Source organism: Delftia sp. WSY_16, from assembly GCF_043104415.1.
In the GTDB taxonomy this organism is placed as follows: Bacteria; Pseudomonadota; Gammaproteobacteria; order Burkholderiales; family Burkholderiaceae_C; genus Comamonas; species Comamonas tsuruhatensis.
In genome coordinates, this window is record NZ_JBICKS010000005.1 from 1 (window position 1) to 22,326 (window position 22,326).

The 22,326-nt window shown below is 63.3% G+C and carries 27 protein-coding genes; 15 read left to right on the top strand and 12 right to left on the bottom strand.

What is annotated here, in order from left to right:
• Nucleotides 1–25: 25 nt before the first annotated feature.
• The 11 genes from ACF8O7_RS03070 to ACF8O7_RS03120 form a co-directional block, all read right to left on the bottom strand.
• Nucleotides 26–1,732: an AIPR family protein gene (locus ACF8O7_RS03070; protein WP_392442248.1), complete on the bottom strand. Its 1,707-nt coding sequence runs from the start codon at nt 1,730–1,732 to the stop codon at nt 26–28.
• A gap of 119 nt (nt 1,733–1,851) precedes the next feature.
• On the bottom strand, nt 1,852–2,226 hold the full coding sequence (locus ACF8O7_RS03075; protein ID WP_392442250.1) for a helix-turn-helix domain-containing protein: 375 nt from the start codon (nt 2,224–2,226) through the stop codon (nt 1,852–1,854).
• 219 nt (nt 2,227–2,445) lie between these two features.
• Entirely contained in the window at nt 2,446–4,608 is a 2,163-nt protein-coding gene (locus ACF8O7_RS03080) for a ParB/RepB/Spo0J family partition protein (RefSeq protein ID WP_392442253.1), read from the bottom strand.
• The gene (locus ACF8O7_RS03085) at nt 4,608–4,841 is read right to left on the bottom strand and encodes a hypothetical protein (RefSeq protein ID WP_392442256.1); all 234 of its coding nucleotides are present in this window, start codon (nt 4,839–4,841) and stop codon (nt 4,608–4,610) included. Before ACF8O7_RS03085 ends, ACF8O7_RS03080 begins: the two co-directional genes overlap by 1 nt.
• Nucleotides 4,838–5,128, bottom strand: a complete 291-nt coding sequence (locus ACF8O7_RS03090) for a hypothetical protein (protein ID WP_392442259.1) — start codon at nt 5,126–5,128, stop codon at nt 4,838–4,840. Before ACF8O7_RS03090 ends, ACF8O7_RS03085 begins: the two co-directional genes overlap by 4 nt.
• Entirely contained in the window at nt 5,125–5,430 is a 306-nt protein-coding gene (locus tag ACF8O7_RS03095; RefSeq protein ID WP_392442262.1) for a hypothetical protein, read from the bottom strand. The genes ACF8O7_RS03090 and ACF8O7_RS03095 overlap by 4 nt, the downstream gene beginning before the upstream one ends.
• Complete coding sequence (locus ACF8O7_RS03100) at nt 5,427–5,588, bottom strand: hypothetical protein (RefSeq protein WP_333907137.1); 162 nt, start codon at nt 5,586–5,588, stop codon at nt 5,427–5,429. Before ACF8O7_RS03100 ends, ACF8O7_RS03095 begins: the two co-directional genes overlap by 4 nt.
• Nucleotides 5,585–5,722 carry a hypothetical protein gene (locus tag ACF8O7_RS03105; protein WP_156897949.1) on the bottom strand — a complete coding sequence of 46 codons (138 nt, stop codon included), beginning with the start codon at nt 5,720–5,722 and terminating at the stop codon, nt 5,585–5,587. Before ACF8O7_RS03105 ends, ACF8O7_RS03100 begins: the two co-directional genes overlap by 4 nt.
• Nucleotides 5,713–6,750 (bottom strand): DUF5906 domain-containing protein, encoded by a 1,038-nt coding sequence (locus ACF8O7_RS03110; RefSeq protein ID WP_392442266.1) that lies wholly within the window; start codon nt 6,748–6,750, stop codon nt 5,713–5,715. Before ACF8O7_RS03110 ends, ACF8O7_RS03105 begins: the two co-directional genes overlap by 10 nt.
• The gene (locus tag ACF8O7_RS03115; RefSeq protein WP_244386457.1) at nt 6,747–6,977 is read right to left on the bottom strand and encodes a hypothetical protein; all 231 of its coding nucleotides are present in this window, start codon (nt 6,975–6,977) and stop codon (nt 6,747–6,749) included. Before ACF8O7_RS03115 ends, ACF8O7_RS03110 begins: the two co-directional genes overlap by 4 nt.
• Before the next feature lie 501 nt (nt 6,978–7,478).
• A complete protein-coding gene (locus ACF8O7_RS03120) occupies nt 7,479–7,961 on the bottom strand; it encodes a helix-turn-helix domain-containing protein (RefSeq protein ID WP_392442268.1) in 483 nt (160 codons plus the stop codon).
• Between the two features lie 462 nt (nt 7,962–8,423).
• On the opposite strand from ACF8O7_RS03120, the gene ACF8O7_RS03125 reads away from it, so the two are divergent.
• Complete coding sequence (locus ACF8O7_RS03125; RefSeq protein WP_392442270.1) at nt 8,424–8,663, top strand: hypothetical protein; 240 nt, start codon at nt 8,424–8,426, stop codon at nt 8,661–8,663.
• A gap of 50 nt (nt 8,664–8,713) precedes the next feature.
• Here ACF8O7_RS03125 and ACF8O7_RS03130 read toward each other — a convergent pair whose 3' ends face one another.
• Nucleotides 8,714–8,941, bottom strand: coding sequence for a hypothetical protein (locus ACF8O7_RS03130; RefSeq protein WP_349613023.1), 228 nt, complete (start codon nt 8,939–8,941; stop codon nt 8,714–8,716).
• 368 nt (nt 8,942–9,309) lie between these two features.
• On the opposite strand from ACF8O7_RS03130, the gene ACF8O7_RS03135 reads away from it, so the two are divergent.
• The 14 genes from ACF8O7_RS03135 to ACF8O7_RS03200 all read left to right on the top strand — a co-directional run bounded on the left by ACF8O7_RS03135 (nt 9,310) and on the right by ACF8O7_RS03200 (nt 22,326).
• Complete coding sequence (locus ACF8O7_RS03135) at nt 9,310–9,693, top strand: hypothetical protein (RefSeq protein WP_071954906.1); 384 nt, start codon at nt 9,310–9,312, stop codon at nt 9,691–9,693.
• Nucleotides 9,693–10,763, top strand: coding sequence for a toprim domain-containing protein (locus ACF8O7_RS03140; RefSeq protein ID WP_392442274.1), 1,071 nt, complete (start codon nt 9,693–9,695; stop codon nt 10,761–10,763). Before ACF8O7_RS03135 ends, ACF8O7_RS03140 begins: the two co-directional genes overlap by 1 nt.
• Before the next feature lie 271 nt (nt 10,764–11,034).
• A complete protein-coding gene (locus ACF8O7_RS03145; RefSeq protein ID WP_392442277.1) occupies nt 11,035–12,405 on the top strand; it encodes a primase-helicase family protein in 1,371 nt (456 codons plus the stop codon).
• A 437-nt stretch (nt 12,406–12,842) separates the two neighbouring features.
• On the top strand, nt 12,843–13,406 hold the full coding sequence (locus ACF8O7_RS03150; RefSeq protein ID WP_392442280.1) for a hypothetical protein: 564 nt from the start codon (nt 12,843–12,845) through the stop codon (nt 13,404–13,406).
• Nucleotides 13,403–15,487, top strand: a complete 2,085-nt coding sequence (locus tag ACF8O7_RS03155) for a phage terminase large subunit family protein (RefSeq protein WP_392442283.1) — start codon at nt 13,403–13,405, stop codon at nt 15,485–15,487. Before ACF8O7_RS03150 ends, ACF8O7_RS03155 begins: the two co-directional genes overlap by 4 nt.
• Nucleotides 15,484–15,954 (top strand): hypothetical protein, encoded by a 471-nt coding sequence (locus tag ACF8O7_RS03160; RefSeq protein WP_392442285.1) that lies wholly within the window; start codon nt 15,484–15,486, stop codon nt 15,952–15,954. Before ACF8O7_RS03155 ends, ACF8O7_RS03160 begins: the two co-directional genes overlap by 4 nt.
• A 22-nt stretch (nt 15,955–15,976) precedes the next feature.
• Nucleotides 15,977–16,417 (top strand): DUF4124 domain-containing protein, encoded by a 441-nt coding sequence (locus ACF8O7_RS03165; protein WP_392442288.1) that lies wholly within the window; start codon nt 15,977–15,979, stop codon nt 16,415–16,417.
• Nucleotides 16,418–16,671: 254 nt separating this feature from the next.
• Nucleotides 16,672–17,424, top strand: coding sequence for a hypothetical protein (locus ACF8O7_RS03170; protein ID WP_392442291.1), 753 nt, complete (start codon nt 16,672–16,674; stop codon nt 17,422–17,424).
• Nucleotides 17,424–17,666 (top strand): DUF6148 family protein, encoded by a 243-nt coding sequence (locus tag ACF8O7_RS03175; RefSeq protein ID WP_392442293.1) that lies wholly within the window; start codon nt 17,424–17,426, stop codon nt 17,664–17,666. Before ACF8O7_RS03170 ends, ACF8O7_RS03175 begins: the two co-directional genes overlap by 1 nt.
• A 6-nt stretch (nt 17,667–17,672) precedes the next feature.
• Nucleotides 17,673–19,274 (top strand): phage portal protein, encoded by a 1,602-nt coding sequence (locus ACF8O7_RS03180; protein ID WP_392442296.1) that lies wholly within the window; start codon nt 17,673–17,675, stop codon nt 19,272–19,274.
• Nucleotides 19,271–19,585 (top strand): hypothetical protein, encoded by a 315-nt coding sequence (locus tag ACF8O7_RS03185; protein WP_128422739.1) that lies wholly within the window; start codon nt 19,271–19,273, stop codon nt 19,583–19,585. The genes ACF8O7_RS03180 and ACF8O7_RS03185 overlap by 4 nt, the downstream gene beginning before the upstream one ends.
• A gap of 4 nt (nt 19,586–19,589) precedes the next feature.
• The gene (locus ACF8O7_RS03190; RefSeq protein ID WP_392442299.1) at nt 19,590–20,942 is read left to right on the top strand and encodes a S49 family peptidase; all 1,353 of its coding nucleotides are present in this window, start codon (nt 19,590–19,592) and stop codon (nt 20,940–20,942) included.
• 37 nt (nt 20,943–20,979) lie between these two features.
• Complete coding sequence (locus ACF8O7_RS03195; protein WP_392442302.1) at nt 20,980–21,351, top strand: capsid cement protein; 372 nt, start codon at nt 20,980–20,982, stop codon at nt 21,349–21,351.
• A 36-nt stretch (nt 21,352–21,387) separates the two neighbouring features.
• Nucleotides 21,388–22,326, top strand: a complete 939-nt coding sequence (locus ACF8O7_RS03200) for a hypothetical protein (protein ID WP_392442304.1) — start codon at nt 21,388–21,390, stop codon at nt 22,324–22,326.

Here is a 22,326-nt window from a genome sequence, read left to right on the forward strand (position 1 = left end):
AGTTAATTGAACTGCTAACCGTTGGCTATCTCTTTTTGTTAGATGCAGACTTCAGCGCGTCGGTGAATGGTTCTGTTCTAAGAGCCGAGGAGTCAAGATCGTCCTTGGCAGTCTTGAGAACTAAATCTGCTGCATCTTTAAAAATTGCCTCTGATTCGCTTGCGCTCCATAGTTTTTCTATTAAAGGCTTACACAGTCGCTCAATTGCATTTGAGTTCATTTTGGGAAGAGGGGCTGGTATTTGTTGGAGTCGCAATGCAAAAAGAACTTCGTACCTAGCAGATCTGAAGGCACCCGGGAGAATCTGATTTCTAAAAAGATACTCTAGCCGATACGAGGCAAGTGCTGCGACGTAGTATGGTTCAAGCTTGTCGTCGGGTTCGAATAGGTCAACTCCGACACGGCTCAAAATCCGTCGATAACTTCTAGTTGCTCGATGCGGTTCCTCTAAAAACATTGAAGCAAAAGCCTTGATTAGATTGCCTGGCGTAATGATTCTGGTTTTTTCCATACCTCCCACGCTATTGTATTGGCGCGAGCGTCGTTCGTAATAAAGTCGTTGCTCTTCTTCAAAGGCGGCAAAGTAAGTTTCCAATTTTTTCTGGAAATCAGAAAGTGCGAGTAACTGCTCTTCGCGAACTTCTGTTTGCCTATTTGTCGCCTTGACAATTGATGCGATTACCTCATCATCTCTGGTGGCAATCAATCTGAGAGGTACCATTACACTATCGTCTAGTTGTTCTCTTTGATGGTGAAGTACGTGGCTTGTTTGACAGCCATTCACAATTTGATAATCTTCTATATAAAATTTATTTGCTGTGGTACGAATTGTTTTGGTTATTAGAGTAACGCCATTGTTCATTAGTGCAAACCTAGACTTTGTTTCATTGGAGGCAATGGTGTCTCGCATTTCGGTGTTGACAACATTAAAGTCTTGCCAGTCGCGTACGTTGTCGTAAAATATTCCTTTTAGTATTTCATGATTTTCATCTTCTACAATTCTTAAGAACTCTGGAGCAGGCAAAAGTCCCACATATGCTTCGGTCACTCCTTCGATACTTGGCACGACTGCTTTGAGAGAGAATTCGAATTCTCGAGAAACAGAATTTCTACTTTCTCTATGAAGTCGTTGGATTCCTTCCGCCCCTATTGGCAAGAACTCCACACTTCGAAATATGTGGAGTGTCTTTAGGTCATCTATTGCTGCTGAACGGCGTGCTTCAAGTGCTTTGTCGTTCTTCCAGACACCAGTAGTGACGTAGTACAAGCGACATATTGGATTGCCGCGTTTGAACTTGCTACTGTGTTTGTAAATCGCCGACATAATTTTAGCGAATTTTTTTACTTCATCTCCACGGGGTAAGGTGGGTTTTTCCTTAAAGAAATCTTGCACTCCGTAGTGGAATTGGCCTATTTTGGTGGTTTCAAAGGAAGAAGATCTTTCTGCTTGAACAAAAATAAATGTAACATCAAGGTATCCATTCCGTTCAAGAAGATCATCTACAGCAGCTTCGTCTTCAATTAGAGAGCCGTTTACAATTATGGCTATTGCATCTATCCCCGTGTCTCCGCCAGAGCCTATTACAACATCCGTAGTCTTAAATGCCTCTGGTAGTGATCTTCCGATAGTGAGAAATGCTGAGAAATGCTCAAACTGTTTGTCTTCAGGTAGTTTTTTCAAACCTTCTTCTGCAATAAATTCGGATAGTAGAGATGTTGTGATTCTGTCCATTGCGATTCAATTTTATAATTTAAGGTTTAATCTTTAGATGCGCTTGTTTGTGTATTTTTAATTGGATTTGGATATCGATTTATATGAGAATCTCCTGCTTTGTTTCGCTATGTAACATGCTAGCATGATTCTTGGCTTGATAGGTTGGGTAATGCCGGTGGCTGTCTCCTCTTTCGTCCACTCCTCAAGGGCATTGAAGATGGGAGCATTGCGCTCGCTGCTGAAGACTGATAAATAGTTGCTATTGAAGATGCTCTAGAAGAGCTAGAGGGTGTTTGAGCTGTCTTCAAGGCCTCTCTGCGAGCGGCGGCCTCTTCGTGAGCTTTTTGGTTTAGCCTCTCGAAGAGTGCTTGCTTGGGGATGATCCACCCGCGCCCAACTTTTACCCCAGGGAGGTCGCCAGCTATCAGGCGTGTCGCCACTGTTTCCGTATCGCACGAAAAGAGCGCAGCAAGGTCAGCGACAGTTAGTATTTCCGATTCATTGCACTGCATGAAAGTCTTTCTACTGCGCGTACGTTGGAGCAGCTGGGACGTCTTGTCTCCGCGTAGTGTTAACTCGGGGGGGGCCAGCTACCCCACTCAAGCGACCGATCGTGCTGTACCAGAGAAGAGTTGGCCAACACCAGCCTCGAGAACGTGCGCGGCCTCCCGACGTTATTGCTTGGTAGGAAGTGAAGATCGCCGGGAAAGGTCGAGTGCGGAAAACGCGGATCATGTAGCAGTCTTTTGTACGGCTGAGTTGATCAATTCCAGCTCGGTGTAGTCGGCGCTCAGGTTCCAGCGCTCGGCTGCGTCCAGGGCGTCCTCGTCGAGCAGGTCGACCTCGGGGTCGATGGGCAGCTCGATCAGCCACGCGCGATCGCCGAGGCGCTCGGTGACCATGGCCAGGCGGCCTTTGGTGGGCAGGAGCTTCTTGCCCGGGCCGCGCAGGTCGACGCGGATGCGGACCTGCTGCAGCGGTTCGATGGAGTTGGGCGTGGTGACCTCGGCGGCGGCCATCGCGTCGGCGATCGCGCGGCTGGCCTCTGCGGCCGTGGCCTTACCCTTCTTGAACTTGGGCGTTGCCTTGTCTGTGGGGGCTGCCTTGCCGGAGCGCGTAGCGGCCTCGGCTTTCATCTCGTCTTGCACTTGGCTTTGGATCGACTCGAGATCCACATTCGCCAGGTCCACCAAGTCCTCGAGGTGTGCCTGGCCGTGGTCCAGGCCGATGGTGCAGCCCATCATGAGCATGTACTGGATCTGCGCGGGCAGATCTTGCTCGGCCAGATTCTCCAGGGCGTTCTCCAGGTCCATTCCTGGCCTGTCATCTTTGCCGTCGATCTGGAACATGCGGTGCAGGAGGCGAGGGGGCGTCTGGACGGCCAGCAGTTTCAGGATCTGCAGGGCAATGCGGTTGGGGATGTGATCCAGCCCTTCGGGTGGGCAGCGCAGGAGCCCATCGATCGTTGCCTCGGCCGCGCGCTCACGCCAGCGGATCTCGTACTCGCGCTGCAGCGCTTCTCGCGTGGGCTCAGCAGGCTTCTCGGCCTGGGCTTTGGCAGCCGCCTGGCGCTCGCCCTTGACCTTCACCGCCGCGCTGGCGGTGTGCGTGGGCACGGCCTCCACCATGTTGCCGCTGGGCGCCTCGATCAGCACCACGCTGGCCGCCGGCACGTCTTGGCCCAGAACCTGGCGAACGGGCGCGCTGCTGCCTTGGCTGGGCTTGTCCAGCAGCAGGTAGCCACGGGGCGCGCCGTTCTCGCTGGGCATGATGTCGCGGGCCTGGCGGCCGGTGATGATCTGCTGGCCGCGCTGCTGGGCCTGGGCCTTCATGCGCTCGAAGTGGGCGTCCTTCTTTTCTGCGAAGCAGGCGGTATCGGTACAGACGTCTGCATCGTTCTTGTCCCACAGCTCGGGCGACGCGCCGGTGTGTTTGGGGCAGACCGAGCAGGCGCCGGCGGCCGGGCACAGCGTGGCATCGTCCAGCGCAAAGGGGGCTTGGTCCAGCTTGAGCATGTAGCTGCGCCGGGCCAGGTCCAGGGCACTGCGATAGCTCATGGGGCCGCCGTCAGGGCCGCCCGTGAGCACGCGCTTGGTGTATTCGGTCTGGATGGCCTCGGTAGGGCGCTGGGCCACCAGCAGGGCCACGCTGCGTGTCAACGTGCGCGCGGCCAGGGCGGCTGTGGCTTCGGGGCACAGCGTGAGCAGGCGCAGCGATTCAAACACGTGGGTGCGGCTCTTGTGCAGGGCTTCGGCAGCGCCGTCGATCGAGAGGCCATGGTCCAGGGTCAGGCGCTGCACGCCGAGGGCTTCCTGCAGCGGCGTGAGGTCGCTGCGGTGCAGGTTCTCGATCAGCTGCATCAGCAGCGCGTGCATGTTGTCCGCGTCGCGCTCGATGTACGGCACGGCGCGCAGGCCCGCGATCTGGGCAGCGCGGTACCGGCGCTCGCCCGCAATGATTTCGTGCGTGGCGCGGCGCGTGGCTTCGTCCTCGAAGGTGTCCTGCAGGCGCTCGGCCGGCAGGCGGCGCAGCAGCAGGGGCTGCAGCACGCCGTACAGCTTCATGGTGGCGGCCATGTCGTGCAGCGCGTCGTCCTCGATTACCCTGCGGTTCGTGCGGCTGGGCGCGATCTGGGCGAGGGGCAGCGTGGGGTGCACGATCGCGCCGGCGTCAGCGCTGTCCTGGCGCTCGGCCTGCACGACCTCGAAGGCATCCATGGGCAGGTTGACCAGGCTGTCGCCCACGGCGACCTGGTACTGGCGCCCGCCGGGCGTCTTGCCGATCACCTTGCCGCGCTGGCCGGCCTGGGGATGCGGCTTGCCGCCCTTGCTTGTGGCCTCGGCGCTGATCACCACCTCGCGCTGGATCAATGGGTCTTTGGTCTTGGGTGCCATCAGCGCACCTCCTTGTGCTTGAGCTGGCGCACACGCTGAACGGCAACCTCACGGCGCGCGGCGAGCTGGTCGGCGGGCATGGCGCTGAACTGGTCGCAGCGCGAATCGGCGTTGAAGGTGCGACCTGGCATCAGGTGCCTGGCGCATTGGGCGAAGCCCAGGCGCACCATGCGTGGATCACTGGTGTCGGGCAGCCAGTGCGTACAAGCCTTGCATGCGGCGGCGCTGGTCATGGCCGTGCCTTGCGGTAGATGCGCTCGCCCATGACAACGCTGGGCAGGGCAAAGGCGTCCATGGCGCCGGGGCGGACTGATGCATTCAGCTCGGGAAATTTGTAGGCCGCAGTGGTGACCGTGCTGTTGCGGATGGGCAGGTCGTTGGCGGGCGTGACCACGCGCTCGCGCATGCTGCGTTGGCGCAGCGCCTTGGGCGTGGGGGCGGGCTGCTGCAGGTCCGAGCCACGGCTGCTGAGTGTGCCAAAGCCGTTGCCGTGAGCGATGGAGGTCAGGGCGGGTTTCATGCGAGATCCTTGCGAGGGCAGGGCGTGGACGTGGCGCGGATGTGCTGCGCCAGGCAGTCCATGCGCTGCCAGGTGAAACGCGGGTTGGTGGTGTACAGCTCGGCCTGTTGACCCTTGAGCTGGCGCGCCAGCGTCATGGCCGCATGGCTGCTGGCGGCGGTGCTGTCGGGGTAGATGTGCCGCGCATGCACGGTCTGGCCGTCTGGCGTCTTCAACTCCACCTCCAGCAGCGGCCGGCCATCGGTGGTGGTGCGGCAGATGCAGGCGGTGATCTGACCGTGGATGCGCAGCTCCATGGTCATGGCGCGCCTCCGGTCAGGCTGTGGATCAGCAGGGCGATGCAGGGGCTGCAGATCAGCGCTGCGGCCAGGATGCCCAGGGCCAGCAGTTGCCGGCGCACGCGGCGCTGGTGCAGGCGGCTGCGGTGCGGGCCGTCCAGTTCAATGCGGCGCGTGTTCATGGCTGCACCCGGATGGCCGATGCGTTGTGCACGCGGTAGAAGCACTGCGCCAGGGCCACGGCCAGGGCACCGCTCAGGTAGGCGCCGGTGAAGCTGCGGCCGGCCACGCGCACGCGGAAGGTTTTCAGTTCCATGGCTGGTCTCCATGGGCTGTGGTTTCGGTCGGTGCTCGCTTGGCCAACCCCGCGACGAGGTGGCGCTGCAGGTGCGGGATCTCGTCGACGGTCGCCTGGATTCCATGCTCGCCAAGCCACTGCTGCGCCTCAACGACCGGGAAGCGTTCAAAGCCACCGGGAAGCTGGGGGCGGGCAGCCTTGAGCAGGCCCTGCAGCTCATGGGCCGACCGGCCGAACGGCCCGACGGGCAGGGCGCCACAGCACTGCAGCAGCGTGTACAGACCGCACATGCGGCCATACCAATGGTTCCACAGCGGAGAACCTTCGGAGAGCCTGTCCAGAGTGCGCTCGGCGTCCCAGATCGTGGCGCTGGCGCGGTCCAGCACTTCGGCCAGCGTGGCTGTGCGGATGGGTGCTGGCTCGGTCATCGCTGCGGCAGCGCCTTCTGCCAGCGTGCAGCTGGCCAGGAAGGCTGCACTGATGGGGTACTCGCGCAGGTATTGAGCGAACTCCAAATGGCCGTCGGTCGCCCGCCAGTTGATCAGGGCGCGGTAGAACTCAGGCTCGCGCGGCGGCGCGGTTTCTATGGTGAGAAATCGGGCCGGTGACCAGCCCTGAGTGGACTTGTCGCGGCACGCGAACAGCAGGTTCAGGCGATTGGGCTCGGTGCGAGGGGCGTGGCCCTTGCGTGTGATGTGCAGGGTGAGTGAATCAAGCAGCTGCGCCATGGCGTCATGGGTGACCTCACCCTGCGGAGCCTTGTCGAACACCACCAGGCGCTTGCCGGCCAGCACTGCGTTGCCGCTGTCCAGCAGCCTTTGCGCACTGCCCAGCGAGAGGTAGGCGCTTCCATGGATGCGGGCCATGGTTTCCAGCAGGGTGCCTTGGCCGTTGCCTTGCGGCCCATGCAGCACCAGAGCCTTGGTCAATCTGCCAGTGGGATGCTGCAGCGGGTAGGCCAGCCATGACAGCAACAGGTCGTGGTCGGGGCTGCGAGCGCCGCCCGTGAGGTGGGCCACCAGATCGAGGATGGGCTGCGCGCTCATGCCGCACCCCGCATTTCCGCGCTCGCCAGCGTGGCGCCGGCAGCATCGGCCGCAGCCTGGGCGCGCGTGACATCGACGACCAGGCGGGTGACGTCGAGCTGGCCGCGCAGCTTATTCAGCAGGCGGCCGACGTCGGTTTCTTGATGGGGATCGTTCTCGAAGCCGGCGATGAACTGCTCGGCTTCCTGCAGCGCTTCATGAAGCGCCAGAAGAGGGGCAAGGGACATGGAACCTCCAACACCCGGGATGGGTGTGGAGGTAATTATCCAAAATGGATCATTTGTGTCAATCCATTTTGGATTTTTAACTTATGTTTCGATGCTGTGTTGCGGCTATGACTTTCTGCGTGCGTTGTTGCGTTTGGTGTGAGTCAACGTCATTTCTTGTGCCAGCCGGGCGAGGGCAATGATGAGAACCGCACCGAACACGCCGCCGATTACTGCGATGAATCCTACGCTTTGGGCAAGCCACAGGCCTCCAACCAGGATCAGCGCGGCCGAGAGAAGGCCAACCCAAGGTAGCAAATTTGCAACCGCTCGATGGGTGAAAGTCGGGTTTGGCATGGGTTGGTGGTCTGTGCTAGGTGAGTGCGTACCGCTCTACGAGAGGTGTTTATGTCACCTCGACTGCATCTCTGGCTGTGTGTTCACGGTGGGTCTGTCGGGCCTCTTGCCCCGCTCGGGCGAGTGAACTGGTAGATCCTGGCTCCGGTCGAATTGGGCGGCGCTCTAGTCTGTCGTGCCGTTCTTCGTTTCGGCAGAACTTTTGACCTGCGCTGTTTCTTCGGGTAGCTGAGGTGTCAAATTTGCGATTGATTCGATGGCATCCCAGAGTTTCTGTGTCATCGCGCCAGATCTCTCGAGCTTTATCAACCTGCGAATCACGGCCTTGGATGACGGGGGGAGGCCATCGGTCGAGTCGTTCGGATCTACGCCGTAGGTAAGCCATGTTTGCGCCACCTCTAGGTGATCGGCAATCTGATTTATTTCCTCGAATGTCGGCTGGCGGGCACCTGCCAGCCACTTCTGCATACCTGCGGGGGTCATGCTGAAGTGCTCGGCCAAGCGCTCCTGTGAGATGCCGAGTTCGCGCATGCGGGTCTTAGCCCTGTCTCTCCATGTTTCCATGAAGGAAGTGTCCCAAGCATGGTGCGCTTGCGGAATACACAAAATGGACGCGATCACTTGTTGATCCATAGTGGATTGATCCATAATGGATTAATGGAACTCAAACACTATCTTCAGAAGCACGGGATCACCATGGCCTCCTTCGGGCAGCGCCTTGACCCACCCGTGAGCCCTGGAAAAGTCAATCATTGGTTGCGTGGAACGCGACGTGTGAGTCTTGAGGAGGCTCTGCAGATTGAGTCGCTCACGCATGGAGAGGTCGGGCTGCGGGAGCTTGCAAATCCCAAGGGATGCGATGTGAGGAGGGCTCATGCGTAACAGCCCCACCCGCCGCCGCCTGTTGATGGGCGTGTTGGTCTTTCCGTGGCTTGGGGGCAGCAAGGCCGCGCCGCAGGCGTCAATCCAACCCCAGGTTTTTCTGTCAAGCGAGCTGCAGCGGCTGCGGTTTGCGCAAAGCGACGAGCAAGTCTCCCTGGATGGCTTGGAGACACGTTGGCGCGAATGGTGCGCCACGCGGCAGTTCCACCCTGCAGGAGGTGCAAAGCGATGACCCCGTCCGTCAATCTGCTGCCCGCCATCTACCTCGATGCGGACGTGCGCAACGTTACCCCCGTCTGTCCAGGGCGCAAGCGCCTGGGCCTGGGACTGGATATCCCGGGCCAGCCGACGGTGCGCGTGGCGATCACGCTGGAACACGCGCAGTTTCTGCGCGACAGCCTGAACGACTACATCAGCGCCGCTGCTGGCGGTCAGCGAGCCAGCGCGGTGTTGGCCGAGGGCGAATAGGTGACGGGGTTGATAGGTGGGCCCGCACTTTCGCTTGCCCATGCCAGCAGTCAGCCCGCTGCAGCGCGGGCGGCTCGGTGCATGTCGAGAAGCAGCGTCTCGGCGATCAGGTTTCCGTGCCTCTCTTCGTTGCGGGCCAAGCGTGCCAAGTCTGTGGCAAAGGCTTCTTGCTTGTCTGCAGGCAGTTGTCGCACGGTGGCGAAGACAAGCGAGCCGAGTGCATTGACGATGGCATTCAGCGAGTCTGCATTCAGCGGGATGGTGTTCTGTTCGCTCATCGGTATCTCCGGTTGGTTGTGTGATCGGTGCATGCGGTGCGCCGGTCTCATTTTCCGCCACACGTTCCATGCGGACCGTGGCGGCTTTTTCTTGCGAGGGTTCGGTGCGTTGGTTCATGCATCGAAGTCTCCCGGTATTGCCTGGCTGAGTCATTCCGACGCGTTCCGAATTTTTCGGAACGCGTCGGAACGGTTTGCCTATGGAGAAGAGGGGACAGGGCCTTGATGTCCGTCAGGCCGCTGCGTGGCTTTGGGCCGGCGCAAGCCACTTTCTCCTCTGTAGAGCCTGTCCATACAGGCATTCCGACGCGTTCCGACAAATTCGGAACGCGTCGGAAAGGGTTTTCCCTGATTTTGGAGGTCTGAATATGGACCCAGCACTCAATTACGACGATGAGCTGGAGGCTGCCAAGGATGCTGTGAAGTACCTCGGTGGCCCGAAGAAGGTGGGCGAACTGCTGTTCCCCGAAAAGCAGCCCGACGCGGCGGCGCGCTATCTGCTGGATGCGCTGAACCCGGCCCGGGCCGAGCGGCTGAGCCCGGGCCAGTTGCTGCTGCTGATGCGCAAGTGCTGCGAGATCGGCTTTCACGGCCTGACCGCCTATCTGCTGCATGAGGCAGGCTACGCGCCGCCCATGCCGCTGGACCCCGTGACCGAGGCCACGAAGCTGACGCGCGAGCTTGAGCGCACGGTGGGCCATGCGTCGCTGCTGGTGGCACGCCTGGAGCGGCTGAAAGAGGGCAGGGCGTGATGGACAACTACCAGAACGTGCTGCACCAGATGGAGCATTTCGGCATCGCGCTGCGCGACCGGGATCGGCGTGATCTGCCCGACAGGATCAGGGCAGGGCGCAAGACGACCTGTGGTGCCGGCGGCAAGGATTGGTACAAGCTGCACCTGTGGCAGCCGGACGCCGGCGGCACGTATGTGGTCGGCTCGTTCGGCACCTATCGGCACGGCGGCGATTGGCAGAAGGTTGAGATTGACCTGGCGCCGCTGTCCGAGGCCGAGCGCGCCCGCCAGGCCGCCCACCGTAAGGCGTTGGCCGAGGCTGCAGCACTTGAGCGCGCACAGGAGATTGCCAACGCTGCGGCCGAAGCCATCGATATCTGGCGCAAGGGTGTGCGCGCGGCCACCACACCCTATCTGGACCGCAAGCAGGTACAGGGCGAGGCCTTCCGCGCGCTGGACCGCCAGCTGTCGCTGCGCTGGCCTGCCCGCAAGCGTGGTGATGAAGACGTGGTGGTGCGCCTGCCGGCCGGCACCACGCTGCTGCCCCTGGTGCGGCCTGATCTGCCGCGCCACCAGGCGCTGCGCGGCCTGCAGTTCATCAAGCCGGACGGCATGAAGATCTACCTGCGGGCCTTCGACAAGCCGGTCTGCTGCATCCGCCTGGGCGAGATCGACGCCGGCAGCACCGCGCTGCTGATGGTGGTCGAGGGCTATGCCACAGGCCTGACAGCCCGCATGGCGGTGGACCACCAGCACCCTGTGTTTGTGGCCCTGGACGCCGGCAACCTGGCCGAGGTGGTGCGAGTGCTGCGGGCGCTGTACCCGGCCACGCGCATCCTGATCCTTGCAGATGACGACTACATGACCCGGGACAAGCGCACGGGCGCGCTGATCAACCCGGGCCGCACGGCCGCTGCCCGCGCCGCCAAGGCCACGGACGGCTGCGATCTGGTCTGGCCCATCTTCAAGGCCTCGACACGGGGGCCGAAGGATACGGACTTCAACGATCTGCACGTCCTCGAGGGCCTGGACGTGGTCCGCCGGCAGCTGGTGGCGGTGGTCGATGCGATGGCGAGGCGGTATGGCTGAGAACACCGACAACCTGAACGCCAGCGCGGCGCCATTGCCGTTAACGGCGCCACCGCATGCGACCGGAGAGTCGCATGCTTCGTCCACTCACGGCGCGCCAGCGCCGCTGGACGGGGCTGTTGTGCATGTCGACTTTCAGTCGGGTGTGCGCATCGCGGGCGAGGCGCGGCCAGCGCCGGATCTCGCCCAACGCCCCCCGTCCCCCAAAAAAAGCGCAGCTGCGCGCGACTGTGGGGATGGGGGCGGCAAGAGCCCTGCGGCTAGCCAGCCGGTGCAGGGGCGAAAGAAGGAGAAGACCATCGATTGGGGCCGGTTCAACCACCTGATCGAGAACTTCGCGCTGATCTACGGCACGGACACGGTGTGGGACGGCTCGGAGCGGCTGATCATGAAGATCGCCAACATGGGTCACGCCCACGGCGCCGACATGGTGCGCATGTGGAAGGCCAGCGAGAAGCGGCGCACGGTGCGGCTGGAAGACGTGGTGTTCGATCCCACCTTGCAGGCTGACCCGGCTACCACCGTGAACCTGTTCGACGGCATGGCCATGGTGCCGAAAGAGGGCGATGTGCAGCCCATGCTGGAACTGGTTTCGTTCCTGACCAGCCGAGCCACGCCCGATGAGGGCGATACCGGCGACATCATGCATTGGCTGCTGTGCTGGCTGGCCTACCCGCTGCAGCACCCCGGCACCAAGCTGCGCACGGCGGTGGTGATGCATGGCGACGAGGGCGCGGGCAAGAACTTCCTGTTCGACATCATGGTGGCGATCTACGGCAAGTACGGCGCCCTGGTGGGGCAGGACGAGCTGGAGGACAAGCACAACGATTGGCGCAGCTGCAAGCTGTTCGTGGTGGGCGACGAGGTGTCCAGCCGGGCCGAGCTGGTCCACAACAAGAACCGGCTGAAGGCGCTGATCACCTCGCCCACGGTGCAGATCAACCCCAAGCACCTCACGCGGCGCGAGGAGAAGAACCACATGAACATCGTGTTCCTCTCCAACGAGCTGCAGCCGCTGGCGCTGGACAACTCCGACCGGCGCTACCTGGTGGTCTACACGCCCCGGGCCAAGGGCTTCGAGTACTACAAGGCACTTGGCGACTGGCGCGACAGCGGCGGGGTGGAGGCGTTCTACCACTACCTGCTCAACTACCCCCTGGGCGATTTCCACCCCTTTGCCCCGGCCCCGATGACGGAAGCCAAGTCGGCGCTGATTGCGATCAACCGCAAGAGCCCCGAGCTGTTCTGGTCCGAGTGGCAGGCGGGCGAGCTGGATCTGCCCTACCACTCCTGCGCCATCACCCAGGCCTATGCCGCCTACCTGAAATGGTGCCAGCGCACGGGCGACCGCTACCCCTTCCCCCAGACCCGCTTCACGCCCACGGTGGTGCGCTTTGCCGAAGGGCAGGGCTGCCCGGTGCGCACCAAGCCCATGAACGTGACCCGGCCCGGGCAGGCCAAGAAGACCGAGCGCATGTTCCTGGTGACCGAGCCGATCCTGGGCGAGGGCGCGCAGCGCATGACCGAGGGCGATTGGGCCACCTCGGCCGTGCGCGACTTCGCGGATGCGCTGCGCAAGTACTCGGGCTATGGCAGCGGTGCCCCGGCCCCCAACGAGCAAGAACCACAGGGAGGTCAGTAGTGCAGCGCCGTTACGCCATTACACCGACGCGTAACGCTGGAATCCAGCACTGGCGCGGGTCGTTACACGATTACAGCGTTACAGCAGCCTCGCGTATGTGTGTGTGCATGCAGGCGGGTGGGCGGGTGTGTGTGGGCGCGTGCATGCACATGCGTGAGGCGTGTAACGGCGTAATCGTGTAACGCGCCAAGCCTGGCGCGGGTTTCGCTGTTACGCGCGCTCGTAACCACGTAATCACTTCTTTGTTTGTATAGAGAGAGGAAAGAAGAAATGGAAGGGCTGGATCTGTTGACGGCCGGCGGCACCACCACCCCCGGCATAGGTACTCCCGGCGCATGGAATCACGGGGGTAATTCGGCCCCCGCGGAGGCGCCAGTGGCTGGTTTGGGGAAAAGTGAACAAAGCGGTGAACGCCGGGGGTCGAAGTGAACGGGCGAATGGACCTGATCACGCAGGCCGAGTACGCGCGGCGCCGTGGCGTGGCGAAGTCCGCCGTGGCCAAGGCCGTGAAGGAAGGCCGGATCGCGCTGATCGACGGAAAGATCCATGCCGCGCTCGCGGACCTGCAGTGGGCCCAGAACACGCGCGCCAGGGCCGACAGCGGGCGCGCTGGCGCGTTGTTGCCCATCGAGCAAGGGGCAAGCGATGGCGATGCGAAAAACCCGCCACAGGCCCCGGATTCGGCCCAGCCTGCGGCCAGCGACGACTACCAGGCCCTGCGCGTGCGCCGGGAGCGCGCGTCCGTGGAGCGGGAGGAGCGCGAGAACGCCCGCGAGGCCGGTCGCCTGGTGGAGCGCGAGGCCGCCTGGCGCGGCGTGTTCGATGCCTTCCGCGCGCTGCGTGACGAAGCCATGGGCGTGGGCCAGCGGGCGGCGCCCCTGCTGGTGGGCCTGGCCGATTCGCGCGAGATCGAGCGCTTGATCAACGAGGAGCTGCGCAAGGCTTTTGCCATTGCAGAGCAGCGCCTGCAGCGGGCCTTGCCCGAGGGAGCGGCATCATGAACCTGGCAGATGGATACGGCCTGATGGTGGCCGCAGCGATCGAGGGCATGCGCCCTGATCCCGAACTGCAGTGCGATGTCTGGGCAGAGAAGTTCATGCAGTTGCCGCAGAGCGGTCCCAAGCCTGGGCCTTTCCGTTTCGACCGCAGCTATCCGGCGCGGCGCGTGCACCAGGTGCTTTCGCCCGGCCACCCTTGCAAGCGCGTGGTGGCGAAGGTGGCGTCCCAGATGTTCAAGACGCAGACAGCGCTCAACTGGATCGCCTCGCTGATCCACTGCCGCCCGCGCAACATCCTGGCCCTGCAGCCCACGGACACCCTGGTCAAGCGCTTCTCGGCGCGCGTCACGACGATGATCCGCAACGTGCCGGTGCTGGCCGAGCGCGTGGCCGCCTCGAAGAGCCGCGACTCCCGCAACACGGTGCAGGCCAAGGATTTCCTGGGCGATGCCACGCTGTTCATGAACACGGCTGGCTCTGCCGCCAACCTGGCCGAAGTCTCGGCGCCCTACATCTATGTCGACGAGATAGACCGGCTGCTGCTGAATATCGATGGCGAGGGCGATCCGGTGCGCCTGGCCGAGGCACGGGCCTCGCAGTACGAGAACGACTGCAAGTTCTTCTACACATCCAGCCCGGCCATCGAGGGCTTCTCGAAGATCGACGAGCTGTTTGCCCGGGGCACGCAGGAGTACTACCACGTGCCTTGCCCGCACTGCGAGCACCTGCATGTGCTGGCGCTGGAGAACTTCAGGTTCGCCCGCGATGAGCAGACCGGCTTCATGGACCGCGCCTGGTTCGTGTGCCCAGCCTGCGGCTGCGAGATCGACGAACGCCACAAGACCGCCATGCTGCGCGACGTGGCCGCCGGTGGGCAGGCGCGCTGGGTTGCCACATCCAAGGGCGATGGCGAGACCGTCAGCTTCACACTGTCGGCGTTCTACATGCCGGTCGGCGCCATCACCTGGCTGACGCTGGCGCGGGACTACTCGCACGCCAAGGCGCAGCTGCAGCGGGGCGATCACAACGCCATGCAGGTGTTCTACAACACGCGGCTGGGCCTGTCGTACAAGAATGCCGAGACCATCACCACGGCCACGCAGCTGCGCGACCGCGCCGAGAAGTACCCGCTGCGCGTGCTGCCCGATCCGGCGCTGGTTGCGACCATGACGGCCGACACCCAGCCCGACCGTCTGGAAGTGCAGATCGAGGCCTGGGGTCCGGGCCTGGAGCATTGGGTGATCGACTACATCGTGCTGCAAGGCTCACCCTCGGAGCCCCCCGAGGCGCCGGGCAGTGTCTGGCAGCGGCTGGACGAGATCCGGCGCACACCGCTGCTGCACGCCTCGGGCCGGCCCATCATGATCAGCGCCTACGGCATCGACGCCGGTGGCGCCAACACGCAGGACGTATACAACTACGGCTCGGCCCGAAGGCCCTTGAACTGCACCGTGTTGCACGGCTCGTCGCGCCCCAACAAGCCCATCATGGGCAGTTCGCCCAGCCGCGTGGACATCGATTGGGGCGGCAGCAAGACGCCGGGCGGCGTGGAGTTGTGGACCGTAGGTACCGACGTTGCCAAGGATTGGCTGTCCAACCGCATGCATCTCGCCGAAGGCGCGGGCGCCATGCACTTCAACCAGGCGCTGCCGATCGAGTGGTTTGACCAGATGGTGGTCGAGCAGCCCCGGGTGCGCTGGCACAAGGGCCGCGCCATCCGCGAATGGATCAAGCCCAACGGCAAGCGCAATGAGGCCTGGGACGTCAGCGTCTACAACTTGGCCATCGCCCACCAGCTGGGCCTGCACAAATGGACCCCGCTGGACTGGCAGCGGCTGCGCGACAAACTGATCCCGCCCATCGGCGATCTGTTCGCGCCTGTGCCTGCCATGGATACCGCAACCCAGCCGCCCGCTGCACCAACCGATCTGCCCGTACAGACGTCTGTACCTGCCGAGAGGGCAAACGCCGCACCCGCAGCCCAGCCGCTGGCGCCGCCACCGGCCGCACCGTCCATCCTCCTGCCGCCGATTGCGCCCTCTGCGCCGGCCGGCCGCCGCATCTATTCAAAGGGAATCCGATGATCCGCCCCGAACTGTATGACCCCGAGGCTCTGCGCCTGGCCGCCACTGCACCGACCCCGGACGATGACGTCGACCCGGAAGCCAGCGACGAGCAGCGTGATCTGGACCAGCTGTGCGAACGCTGGGTAGCGTGGAAGGCCACGCGGCGCTTCTACGGACCATCGCCAAACATGGGCTCGATCCTGGGGCAGCTCAGCGGCACGCGCACCAGGCCACTGCGCACCGACGGGCCGAACGCGGCCTGCAGCGCCGAGCTGGCGGCCTTTCATCTGGCCTATACCTGCCAGCCGGACGCACTCGACAAGCAGGTCTTCGACCTGTACTACGTGCACCGGGTTGCACCTGTGAAGGTGGCGGCCTCAGCCTTGAAAATCAGTCGAAAACACTTCTATTCAGTGCTGGGGGATTTCAGAAAGCGCTTATATTGCGCAGCGCAGTCCATTCTTGCGGAACGAATGGGCCCATAGGAATCTATTCAGGAGAGAGGTAATGCGCAGTACTCGTCATGCCGTTGCGTTGGCGGCTTGTCTTTTGGCCATTGGCGGTCAAGCTTTGGCCATCAACAAGTGCAAGGATGCCAATGGCAAGGTCACCTACCAGGAGCACGCCTGTACCAACGACTCCAAGTCAGCGGAAGTCATCAATGCAGCCCCTGCCATGGACACGGGGGCTGATCAGGCCAGTGCGCAAGCGCGTTTGGCAAAGATGCGGGATGACAACGAGAAGTTCGACGCCATGATCTCCGGCAAGGTCATGCGCGGGATGTCTGAATCGCAGGTCAAGAATTCTTGGGGCAGTCCGACCAAGATCAACAAGACCATTGGCAGCAATGGTGTGAATGAGCAGTGGGTCTATCGCCGTGGCGGCGGTGTATCCCAGTACGTCTATCTCGAGAATGGCGTGGTCACGTCCATTCAATCGCCGCAGTGAGTGCTGGCAATTCCTCGTTCCTTTAGCTGCAGTCGACCGAAGTGTCAAAGCCTGTTTTGTCACCTCCAGAGGTGACACTTTTTCCGTGGACGGCAGGTGACAAAACACCCCAAAATTCGCAGTAATTCAGGTAGGTCTAAAAAATCCGCCTGACGTAGAAAACACCCTCCCGACATCCCACCGCAGCAGCGAAAGTCGGTATCAGCCCCCGGTCTCCGAAAGGAGTCGGGGGCTTTGTTTTGGAGCCTCCATCCATGCTTTCCATCCACCGCACGGGCGCCTCGATCGCCGACGTGATCGCGTCCGTGCGCGGCGTGCCGTCGCGCATGATCCCCTATGCGGCGGCCACGGCGCTGACCCGCTGCGCCAAACAGGCGCAGACCGAGGATCTGCCGGCCGAGATGCGCAAGGTGTTCTCCAACCCGGTGCCCTACACGCTGAACGCGCTGCGCATCGAGCCGGCCACCAAGGACAACCTGATGGCGCGCGTCATGGTCAAGACGGGCGCGCATGCCCCGGGCGTCGCCCCGGAAAACTTCCTGTTCCCCGAGGTCGAGGGCGGCGTGCGCAAGCACAAGGGTCTGGAGATGGCACTGCGCTACCAGGGCGTGCTGTCGCCCACGCAGTACGCCATGCCGGGCGCGGCGGCCAAGCTGGATGCGTACGGGAACGTCAGCGGCGCCCAGGTTCGCACCATCCTCAACGCCCTCAAGGGCATCCGCGCCCCCAGCTCCACGCGCGACCGTGCCACGGGGGCCAAGCTGCGCAAGGGCCGGCGCCTGGCCAACGACATGTTCGTAGGCCAGCCGCAGGGCGGTGGTCGGCCTGACGGCATCTGGCGGCGCGAGGGCAAGCGCCTGCGCGCCCTGTTCGTCTTCACCAGCGACGCGCCGGACTATTCGGTCCGGCTCGACTTCAGTGGCACCGTGCAGCGTGTGGCGCTGGAGCGCTTCCGCCCCGAGTTCGAGCGTGCGATCGCTGACCTCCAATCAAAAGGATCTTGGTAATGACCGATGCCGCCACCGAGCTGACGCAGGAGCGGGAGCGCCTGCAGTCCTATCTCGACGCCGAGCAACGCATCCTGAACTCGCAGGAGTACATGATCGGCAACGGACAGACCGCCAGGCGCAATCGCCGCGCCGATCTCGAGCAGGTCCGCGCAGGCATCCAGCAGTGCCGCGCCAACATCGAGCGCCTGCAGGGCCTGGCCGGCCGCGTGCGCCGCGTCGCTTACCTGTCCCCCCGGTAAACCGCCATGGAACTCAATCTGCTTGACCGCGCGATTGCAGCGGTGGCTCCCGGCTGGGCGGCCGATAGGGCGCTGTCCCGCGCCAAGGTCCAGGCGCTGGGAGCAATGCAGGCCATGGGCGGCGAGATGCCCACCGCCGGCTCTGCCTCACCGCGCCGCTTCTGGAATCCGCGTCCCCGGGATGCCCGGTCGGACACGATGCGCCAACTGCCTTTCCAGCGCGGCGCCTCGCGCGAGCTGGCGCGCACCAGCCCCATCGCGGTGGGTGCCATCAACACCAACATCGACCGTGTCGTGGGCACGGGCCTGGCGCTCAGCGCGCAGCCGAACCTCGCCGTGCTGGGTTGGTCCCGCGATCGCGCCCTTGCCTGGAAAGCCAAGGTACAGCAGGAATTCAGCCTGTGGGCCGACAGCACCGAGTGCGATATCGAGGGCAAGCAGAATTTCTACCAGCTGCAGGCTCTGGTGCTGCGGTCGGCGCTCGAAAGTGGCGACTGCTTCTCGCTGCTGCCTGATGGCGAGCGCACGGCCACCCAGCCCTACGAGCTGCGCATCCAGGTGCTGGAAGCCGACCGCGTCGGCAACCCCGGCGGCAAGGCCGACAGTGACACCGTTTCCGGCGGCGTGCGCCTAAACGCCCACGGTGCCCCAGAGGCCTACCACCTGTACGACAAGCACCCTGGCAGCGGCTTGCCGACGCAGGGCGGTGCGTACAAGGGCGAATGGATCGAACGCTTGGGCCGCAGCGGTCGCCGCCGCATGCTGCACCACTTCCGCTGCCTTCGCCCGGGCATGCCCCGGGGCGTGCCTTACCTGGCGCCGATTATCGATTGCATCAAGCAGATCTCGCGCTACACCGAGGCCGAGATCATGGCCGCAGTGCTGACGGCCTACCTCACCGTGTTCATCGAGGCGCCTGGTGGCAGCGTGGCGCCGGTGTTCGATGGCTCCAGCGCGACTCAGAGCGAGGCGCCCGCGGATATCGCCCTGGGCATGGGCGCCGTGGTGGGCCTGGCGCCGGGTGAAAAAGCCAGCTTCGTCAACCCGGTGCGGCCCAACCCGAATTTCGAGCCCTTCATCCAGGCGGTCATCAAGCAGATGGGCGTCGCTTTGGGTATCCCCTTCGAGCTGCTGGTCAAGCAGTTCAACTCCAGCTATTCCGCCAGCAAGGCTGCGCTGCTGGATGCCTGGGTGTATTTCCGCAGCGTGCGCTATTGGCTGTCGCTGAGCTTTTGCCAGCCGGTGTTCGAGACCTGGCTGACCGAGGCGGTTGCGCGCGGCCGCGTGCCCGCGCCGGGTTTCTTTGCCGACCCGCTGCTGCGCTGGGCCTACACGCGTGCCGCCTGGCCAGGCGACAGCATGGGCAGCATCGATCCCAAGGCTGAAGTGGAGGCCTACGTCGAGGCCATCGACGCGCGGCTGATGACGCGCGAGCGCGCGGAGTGGGAGCTGTTCGGCAGCGGCTGGGACGAGACCTACGACCAGAAGCTGGCCGAGTACGAGCGCCTGGTCAAGGACGGAATGCTGCCCATCCCCAAGGCCGGCGCAGCGGCGCCCCAGCAACCCAAAGCAACCCCTCCGAAACAAGCCCCCCAGGAGCAGGCATGAGCACTGATCTCGCCCCCTTGACCGAGTCCCACCACCACCGCCGCCGCATGGTGTTCGACCCGACGATCAACCTCGGTCACATGCTGACTTTCGTCGGCTTTCTGGTGGCCGGCTTTTCCGCGTACAGCACGCTGGACAAGCGCGTCAGCGTCACCGAGATCCAGGCCACCGTCGCCATCGAGCGCATGCGCGAGCAGGACTCGCGCATGAAAGAAACGCTGACGGACATCCGGCGCGACGTCAAGGATCTGCAGAAGTCCATGAACGACGTGAACCGCTACCTGAGCAGCGGGCCGAGCAGGGGAGGCTGACACCATGACGCTGCACGACATGATTCTTGGCGCCTGGGCCATCGAGCCGGGCATGCTGCGGGAGATCCAGGGCATCTACGCCATGCACTTGCGCGGCGAGAAGCTGGACCTTGACGCCATCGAGGCCCGGCTGGGCCGGCCGCTGGCGCACGAACAGCAGGAGTACGAGGTCTTGCCCGGCGGTGTGGCGCTGTTGAAGCTGTCCGGTGTGATGGCCCCCAAGGCCAACCTGTTCATGCGCGTCTCGGGCGGTATCAGCACCCGGCAGGCCACGCTGCAGATCGAAAGCGCCCTGGCAGACGCGCGGGTGCGCAGCATCGTGGTGGCGATGGACACGCCTGGCGGCAACGTGATCGGCGTACCGGAGTTTGCCCAGGCCATCCACGACGCCGGTGCCATCAAGCCGCTGGTCTTGCACGCCAGCGAGATGCTGCTGAGCGCGGGCATGTGGTCCGGCAGCGGCGCCAACGCGATCTTTGTCAGCGGCTCTGTCGTCAGCGTGGGCAGCATCGGCGTGGTGGTGGACCGGGAGTTCGACCCCTCGTCTCGCGTGCAGCAGGAAAGCATCACCGCCGGCAAATACAAGCGCTTGTCCAAGCCGAACGAGCCCCTGTCCGATGAGGCCCGGGCCGTTGTCCAGGCGGACGTCGACTACGTCTACACGCTGTTCGTGGACGACGTTGCGCGTTACCGGGGCGTCAGCGCCGAGCAAGTTCTGGAGCACATGGCCGATGGCCGCGTGTTCCGTGGCCAGCAGGCCGTCGATGCGGGGTTGGTGGACGGTGTCTCCACCCTCGACGCATTGCTGGACCGCATGGCCGCAGATCCCACCGAGTTCGCATCGCGCCGCAAGGCCGTGATCAAGCCGGTGGCCCCGTCAGCAAGCGCCGGTGCTGCGCCCAAAGACAAATCCTCAACCCGTGATCCAAAGGAAACAGCAATGTCCGATTCCATCACGCGTGCGTCTTTCGAGCAGGACCACGCCTCTCTCTTCGCGGCCATCCAGGCCGAGTTCACCGTCCTGGGTGCCACCCAGGAGCGCGACCGCATCAAGGCGGTCCTCGCCGTGGGCGAGGGCCTGCCAGGCCACGAGGAACTGCTGCAGGGCTTGGCCTTCGACGGCAAGACCTCGGCCGCCGACGCCAGCCTGGCGGTGCTGGGCGCTGAGAAGGCGCTGCGCGCTGCTGCCATCGAGGCCCACAAGCAGGATGCGCCGCCCGCCGCCAAGGGCAGCGCCGCCCCGGCCGACAAGGGCGAAAAGACCAAGGCGCAGCAGGTCGAAGAGGCCAAGGCCGTGGCGAAGGAGCAGGGCATCAGCCTCGTCGCCGCGCTCAAGGAACTGGGCTACGCCAGCTGAGCGCCCGGATCGTCAACCCCCTTACTAGGAGCACAACATGCCCTCCGGGAACATTTCCACTCTGACCCTCACCGTGGTGGCGAGCGCCGCCGTCTCGGCCGAACGCTTCATCACGCAGTCCGGCGGCTATCCCACCGCCGGCGGCGTTGCCTTCGGCGTCACGCGCACCAGCGCGGCCCAGGCCGGCGATCTGCTGCCCGTCGATGTGCAGGGCACTTCCATCGTCGAGGCGGGCGCTGCCGTCACCCTGGACGCAGCACTGATGGTGGACGCGCAGGGCCGCGTCGTGCCATTGACCGTGGGCAGCAAGAGCCCCGTGGCCCGAGCGCTCGGCGCAGCTGCCGCAGCGGGCGAGCGCATCGAGGTGCTGCTGGTTCCGTCCGCCGGCCTGGTCAGCGCTGCCGCCTGATCCATCCCATCCCTGAATCCCTCTCTGGAGAAACTCATGCCGCAACCCAACCTTTCCGATCTCCGCGTCGTCGATCCCATCCTCACCGAGGTGGCGCGGGGCTACGGCTCGCCGAATGCCAAGATCGCCAGCATCCTGTTCCCCATCGTGCAGGTCGGGCAGCGCGCCGGCACTATCCTGGTTTTCGGCCCTGAGAGCTTTCGCCTGGTGAACACGGCCCGTGCGCCCGGTGCGAACACCAAGCGCATCCAGCTGGGCTATGCCAAGGGCAAGTACTCGCTGGTGGATCACCGCCTGGAAGGCCAGGTCCCCATCGAGAATGAAGAGGAAGCACAGGCCGTTCCCGGCATCGACATGGGCGCCATGGCGGTCAACACGGTGCAGGACGTGATGGCCAATGAGCGCGAGAAGCTCGCCGCCGATTTGGCTCGCAACCCTGCCAACTACCCCACGGAAAACAAGACGGCCTTGTCCGGCTCCAGCAAGTGGACCGATCCCAACAGCAACCCGGCCGAGGATGTCAACGAGGCCAAGGAAGTGATACGCAAAAAGATCGGCAAAAAGCCGAATGTCATGACCGTTGGCCCCCGGGTGTTGTCGGCGCTGCGCAACCACCCCAAGATCCTGGACCGCATCAGCGTGACGGTGGACCGTGTGCCGGCGACCATCGAGCAGCTGCAGCGTCTGCTGGAGATCGATCGCATCGTCGAAGGCGAAGCCACCTACTACGAGGACGGTGGCTTCAAGGACATGTGGGGCCTGGACGCCATCCTGGCTTACACCACGCCGGCCTCCATGCAACAGCGCGGATCTCCCAACTACGGCTACACCTACCAGCTCAAGGACCGCCCCCAGGTCGAAGAGCCGTACTTCGGCAAGAACGAGCAGACCTGGTACTACCCTGTCTGCGACGCCTACAGCCCCGAGCTGGTCGGCGCCACGGCGGGCTTCCTGTTCCAGGGCGCGGCAGCGTAA